The sequence below is a fragment of the Streptomyces sp. NPDC002690 genome (genome assembly GCF_053592415.1).
This window is the reverse complement of sequence record NZ_JBSFVR010000401.1, coordinates 1-6,603: the sequence shown is the minus strand read 5'-3', so window position 1 is coordinate 6,603 and position 6,603 is coordinate 1. Positions and strand designations below refer to the sequence as shown.

Genomic DNA, 6,603 nt, shown 5'->3' with positions numbered 1-6,603 from the left:
CGAGCTTGTACGCGCTGAGGTGGTGGACTGCGGCGCGCGCGTTCGTGGCCTCGACAAGCTGCCACGGTGGGACGGGGCCCTTCTTTTTGTGTGCGGCCCACGGCCGTCGTTCCGCTGGTGGCGTGCGCCGTCAGGCGCGCTCGCCGCCGCCCACGTGGTGGACGCGGACCATGTTGGTGGTGCCGGGGACGCCGGGGGGCGAGCCGGCGGTGATGATCATCGTGTCGCCCTCGTTGTAGCGACCGAGCTTCAGCAGCTCGGCGTCGACCATGTCGACCATCGCGTCGGTGGTCTCCACGTGCGGCACGACGTGGGCCTCGACGCCCCAGCTCAGTGCGAGCTGGTTGCGCGTCGACTCCTCCGTGGTGAAGGCGAGCACCGGCTGCGCGGCGCGGTAGCGGGACAGACGGCGGGCGGTGTCACCGGACTGGGTGAACGCGACCAGCGCCTTGCCGTTCAGGAAGTCCGCGATCTCGGCGGCGGCGCGGGCGACCGCTCCGCCCTGGGTGCGCGGCTTCTTGCCCGGGACGAGCGGCTGGAGGCCCTTGGAGAGGAGCTCCTCCTCGGCGGCGACGACGATCTTCGCCATCGTCTTGACCGTCTCGATCGGGTACGCGCCGACCGAGGACTCGGCGGACAGCATGACCGCGTCCGCACCGTCCAGGATCGCGTTGGCGACGTCGGACGCCTCGGCGCGGGTCGGACGGGAGTTGGTGATCATCGACTCCATCATCTGGGTCGCCACGATCACCGGCTTGGCGTTGCGCCGGCACAGCTCCACGAGGCGCTTCTGCACCATCGGGACCTTCTCCAGCGGATACTCGACGGCGAGGTCACCACGGGCCACCATCACACCGTCGAACGCCAGGACGACGCCCTCCATGTGCTCGACCGCCTGCGGCTTCTCCACCTTGGCGATGACGGGGACCCGGCGGCCCTCCTCGTCCATCACCTTGTGGACGTCCTTGACGTCCTCGGCGTCCCGGACGAAGGAGAGGGCGACCAGGTCGCAGCCCATCCGCAGGGCGAACCGGAGGTCCTCCACGTCCTTCTCGGACAGGGCGGGGACGTTGACCGCCGCGCCGGGCAGGTTGATGCCCTTGTGGTCGGAGATGACACCGCCCTCGATGACGATGGTCTTGACCCGGGGGCCGTCGACCGAGACGACCTTCAGTTCGACGTTGCCGTCGTTGATGAGGATCGGGTCGCCCTTGACGACGTCGCCCGGCAGACCCTTGTAGGTCGTGCCGCAGATGGACTTGTCGCCCGGAACGTCCTCCGAGGTGATGGTGAACTCGTCACCGCGGACAAGCTCGACGGGGCCTTCGGCGAACTTCGCCAGGCGGATCTTCGGGCCCTGGAGGTCGGCGAGCACGCCCACCGCCCGCCCGGTCTCGGCGGCAGCCCTGCGGACACGGTCGTACCGGCCCTGGTGCTCTTCGTGGGTGCCGTGGCTGAAGTTGAAACGGGCCACGCTCATGCCGGCCTCGATCAGAGCGACCAGCTGCTCGTGGGAGTCGACGGCGGGACCGAGGGTGCAGACGATTTTGGAACGGCGCATGAGGCGGATCCTATCGGTTTGTTTCACTGCGGAATATTCCGTCTGGTGGAAAGTACAAAGGGGCGTGGGGGTGCTCAGTTGTGAGGGCCTACGAGTGCGTCGCCCCGGCCTCCTCCGACCCGGTCCCGCGTCCGTCGCCGCCGTCCCTGGCAGCCCTTGCGACCAGCGCGAACGTCTGTCCGGCGATCTCCAGCTCCTCGTCCGTCGGCACTACGGCGACCGCGACCCGGGCGTGATCCGGGGAGATCAGCCGGGGCTGGGACGACCGTACGGAGTTCAGATCGCCGTCCACCGCGAGGCCGAACCCCTCCAGTCCGGCGACGGCAGCCTCCCGCACCGGGGCGGAGTTCTCGCCGACCCCCGCCGTGAAGGCGATGGCGTCCACCCGGCCGAGGACCGCCATATAGGCGCCGATGTACTTCTTCAGCCGGTGGATGTAGATGTCGAAGGCGAGGGTGGCGCGTTCGTCGCCCTCGTCGACCCGGCGGCGGATCTCCCGCATGTCGTTGTCGCCACAGAGGCCGACCAGACCGCTCTTCTTGTTCAGCAGCTCGTCGATCTCGTCCGCCGACATCCCCGCCACCCGCTTCAGATGGAAGGTGACGGCCGGGTCGATGTCCCCGGAGCGGGTCCCCATGACCAGGCCCTCCAGCGGGGTCAGCCCCATCGAGGTGTCCACGCACCGCCCGCCCGCGACCGCCGAGGCCGAGGCGCCGTTGCCCAGGTGCAGCACGATGATGTTGAGGTCCTCGACCGGCCGGCCCAGCAGCTTCGCCGTCCGCCGCGAGACGTACGCGTGCGAGGTGCCGTGGAAGCCGTAGCGGCGCACCCGGTGGGCGTCGGCGGTCTCCACGTCGATCGCGTACCGGGCCGCGGCCTCGGGCATCGTCGTGTGGAACGCCGTGTCGAACACCGCGATCTGCGGCAGGTCCGGCCGCAGCTCCTGCGCGGTACGGATACCGGTGATGTTCGCCGGATTGTGCAGCGGGGCCACCGGCACCAGCCGCTCGATCTCCTTGAGCACGTCGTCGGTGACCACCGTCGGTTCGGTGAACCGGAGCCCGCCGTGCACCACCCGGTGCCCGATGGCCGCCAGCTCGGGGGAGTCCAGCCCCAGCCCGTCCGCCGCCAGCTCCTCGGCGGCGGCCTTCAGGGCCGCCGCGTGGTCCGCGATCCTGCCGGTGCGCTCACGGGTCTCGCCGCCCTCGCCCGGGCGAGGTGTGTGCACCAGACGGGACGTTTCCTCACCGATGCGCTCCACCAGCCCGGAGGCGAGCCGGGAGTGGTCGCGCATGTCGAGGAGCTGGTACTTCACCGACGAGGAGCCGGAGTTGAGGACGAGCACCCGGTGTGCGCCGGAGGGCGCACCCGCGCCGTCAAGCCCGGTCTTCGCGGTGGTCGCCTCGGTGTTCGGGTCGGTCATGCGGGTCACTCCTCGCCCTGCGCCTGGATGGCGGTGATGGCCACGGTGTTGACGATGTCCTGCACCAGCGCGCCGCGCGACAGGTCGTTGACCGGCTTGCGCAGCCCCTGGAGCACGGGACCCACCGCGACCGCGCCCGCCGAGCGCTGTACGGCCTTGTAGGTGTTGTTGCCGGTGTTCAGGTCCGGGAAGATCAGCACGGTGGCCTGCCCCGCGACCCGGGACTCCGGCATCTTGGTCGCCGCGACGGTCGGCTCGACCGCCGCGTCGTACTGGATCGGGCCCTCGATCAGCAGGTCGGGCCGCGCCGAGCGGACCCGCTCGGTCGCCTCCCGCACCTTCTCGACGTCCGCGCCCGAACCCGAGGTCCCGGTGGAGTACGAGAGCATCGCGATCCGCGGGTCCACGCCGAAACGGGCCGCCGTCGCCGCCGACTGGACCGCGATGTCCGAGAGCTGCTCGGCGTCCGGGTCCGGGTTGACCGCGCAGTCGCCGTACACCAGCACCTTGTCGGCGAGGCACATGAAGAACACCGAGGAGACGATCCGTGCGTCCGGCTTGGTCTTGATGATCTCGAAGGCGGGCCGGATGGTGGCCGCCGTGGAGTGCACGGAACCGGAGACCATGCCGTGCGCCAGGCCCTCCTGGACCATCAGGGTGCCGAAGTAGTTGACGTCGGAGACCACGTCGAACGCCAGCTCCACCGTCACCCCGCGGTGCGCGCGCAGCTGCGCGTACCGCTCGGCGAAGGTCTGCCGGAGTTCGGAGGTCTGCGGGTCGATGAGCTGCGTGTCCGCCAGGTCGATGCCGAGGTCGGCGGACTTCTTGCGGATCAGGTCCACGTCGCCCAGCAGCGTCAGATCGCACACGTCGCGGCGGAGCAGTACGTCGGCGGCGCGCAGCACGCGCTCCTCGGAGCCCTCCGGCAGGACCACCCGGCGGCGGTCTGCGCGCGCCTGCTCCAGCAGGTCGTGCTCGAACATCATCGGGGTGACGCGTCCGGTGCGGGCCACCGAGACCCGTTCCAGCAGGGCGGCGGTGTCCACATGGCGCTCGAAGAGGCCGAGCGCGGTCTCCGCCTTGCGGGGCGTGGCCGCGTTCAGCTTGCCTTCGAGGGCGAAGAGTTCACCGGCGGTGGGGAAGGAGCCCCCGGGCACCGAGACCACCGGGGTGCCGGGCGCGAGCCGGGCCGAGAGCTGGAGGATCTCGTCGTCGGGACGCTCGTCCAGGGTGAGCAGCACCCCCGCGATGGGCGGGGTGCCGGCGCTGTGCGCGGCGAGCGAACCCACCACCAGGTCGGCCCGGTCGCCCGGGGTGACGACCATGCAGCCGGGCGTCAGCGCCTTCAGGAACCTCGGCAGCATCGCCCCGCCGAACACGAAGTCCAGCGCGTCGCGCGCGAGCCCCGCGTCGTCGCCGAGCAGCACCGTGCCGCCCAGCGCCGCGGTGACCTGCGCGACCGTGGGCGCCGAGAGGGCCGGTTCGTCGGGCAGCACGTACACCGGGACGGTCAGCCGCTCCACGATGCGCTCGGCGAGCTCGTCCCGGTCCTCGGGCGCGACCCGGTTGACCACCATCGCCAGCACGTCGCAGCCGAGCCCGGCATAGGCGCGGTACGCGTTGCGGGCCTCGGCCCGCACCGAATCGGCGGGCTGGTCCTTCCCGCCGACCACCGCGATGACCGAGGCCCCGAACTCGTTGGCGAGGCGGGCGTTCAGCGCCAGCTCGTCGGGGAGCTGGGTGTCCGCGTAGTCGGTGCCGAGCACCAGCACCACCTCGTACGCGCGCGCGACCTGGTGGAAGCGCTCGACGAGCCGGGAGACGAGTTCGTCGGTACCCTGCTCCGCCTGTATCGCGGACGCCTCGTGGTAGTCGAGGCCGTAGACGGTCTCCGGGCTCTGGGAGAGCCGGTAACGGGCACGCAGCAACTCGAACAGCCGGTCGGGGCCGTCGTGGACCAGTGGGCGGAAGACGCCGACGCGGTCGACCTGCCGGGTCAGTAGCTCCATGACCCCCAGCTCGACGACCTGGCGGCCGTCTCCCCGGTCGATCCCGGTCACGTACACGCTGCGCGTCACGCGTGCTCTCCCGTCCTGATGCGGCTGTTCGCCCGGTACGGGCGGTGATATCCCGGTAGGGGTGGCATTGGCTTGCATTTCCTCCGACGATACCCGCGAGGGCCCGAGGGCCGCCCGCCGGAGACCCTTTCCCCGCACGGGACCCGGCCGTTGCCGCGTAGGCGCCCGTGCGGGCCCGTACGGGGGGCTTCGTCGCCCGCCCCGGCCCTTTGGCCTCCATGAGGCCCCACGTAACGTGGCCCCGGAGTCGGCTTCCGGACCTGTTACCCGGATTTTCGCCCCTTGTTCGTGCGCCGGAGCATCCGAAAGCGCGGGGTGTACCCCTGTCGTGGGAGAATCGTGACGGCTCACGGCGCGGGGGCCGCTCACCAAGGCCCCGAACAGCCCGGTACTAGCGAGCAGGAGACAACGCACGATGCGCATCGGAATTCTCACCGCAGGCGGCGACTGCCCCGGCCTGAACGCAGTGATCCGTTCGGTCGTGCACCGCGCAGTCGTGGGGCACGGCGACGAGGTCATCGGCTTCGAGGACGGCTTCAAGGGCCTGCTGGACGGCCACTTCCGCCCGCTGGACCTGAACGCGGTCAGCGGCATCCTGGCCCGCGGCGGCACCATCCTCGGCTCCGCCCGCCTGGAGCGCGACCGGCTCCGTGAAGCCGCCGAGAACTGCGAGGAGCTGTCCCGCCGTTACGGCATAGACGCCCTCATCCCCATCGGTGGCGAAGGTACCCTGACGGCGGCCCGCATGCTCTCCGAGGCCGGAATGCCCGTCGTCGGCGTCCCGAAGACCATCGACAACGACATCTCCGCCACCGACCGCACTTTCGGTTTCGACACGGCCGTGGGCGTCGCGACGGAGGCCATAGACCGCCTCAAGACCACCGCCGAGTCCCACCAGCGCGTCATGGTCGTCGAGGTGATGGGCCGTCACGCCGGCTGGATCGCCCTGGAGTCCGGCATGGGCGGCGGCGCGCACGGCATCTGCCTGCCCGAGCGCCCCTTCCAGGTCGACGACCTGGTCAAGATGGTCGAGGAGCGCTTCGCCCGCGGCAAGAAGTTCGCGGTCATCTGCGTCGCCGAGGGCGCGCACCCCGCCGAGGGCTCGATGGCGTACGCCAAGGGCGAGATCGACCAGTTCGGCCACGAGCGCTTCCAGGGCATCGGCAACCGCCTCGCCGTCGAGCTGGAGCGCCGCCTCGGTAAGGAGGCCCGCCCGGTCATCCTCGGCCACGTCCAGCGCGGCGGTACCCCGACCGCGTACGACCGCGTCCTCGCGACCCGCTTCGGCTGGCACGCGGTGGAGGCCGTGCACCGCGGCGAGTTCGGCAACATGACCGCCCTGCGCGGGACCAGCATCGAGATGGTGCCGCTCGCCGACGCGGTGACCCAGCTCAAGACCGTACCGGCGGACCGGATGTTCGAAGCGGAGTCGGTGTTCTAGGACGCCGGTCTTCCAGGACGTGCATGCCGGAAGGCTGGTCCGCCACACATCCTGCTGCTCCCCGGCATCATGATGGGCCTGCTGGTGGGCCACCTGATCC

4 protein-coding genes are annotated in these 6,603 nt (G+C 70.7%); 1 reads left to right on the top strand and 3 read right to left on the bottom strand.

Going from position 1 to position 6,603, the window contains the following annotated elements; genetic code table 11:
• Nucleotides 1–130 precede the first annotated feature (130 nt).
• The 3 genes from pyk to pta form a co-directional block, all read right to left on the bottom strand.
• Complete coding sequence (gene pyk / locus ACWD3D_RS31715; protein ID WP_451464190.1) at nt 131–1,561, bottom strand: pyruvate kinase; 1,431 nt, start codon at nt 1,559–1,561, stop codon at nt 131–133.
• Between the two features lie 88 nt (nt 1,562–1,649).
• Nucleotides 1,650–2,984, bottom strand: a complete 1,335-nt coding sequence (locus ACWD3D_RS31710; RefSeq protein WP_451464189.1) for an acetate kinase — start codon at nt 2,982–2,984, stop codon at nt 1,650–1,652.
• Between the two features lie 5 nt (nt 2,985–2,989).
• On the bottom strand, nt 2,990–5,062 hold the full coding sequence (gene pta, locus ACWD3D_RS31705) for a phosphate acetyltransferase (protein ID WP_451464188.1): 2,073 nt from the start codon (nt 5,060–5,062) through the stop codon (nt 2,990–2,992).
• A gap of 415 nt (nt 5,063–5,477) precedes the next feature.
• Between pta and ACWD3D_RS31700 the strand changes: the two genes are divergently transcribed.
• Entirely contained in the window at nt 5,478–6,503 is a 1,026-nt protein-coding gene (locus ACWD3D_RS31700) for an ATP-dependent 6-phosphofructokinase (protein WP_266709228.1), read from the top strand.
• Nucleotides 6,504–6,603: the final 100 nt, after the last annotated feature.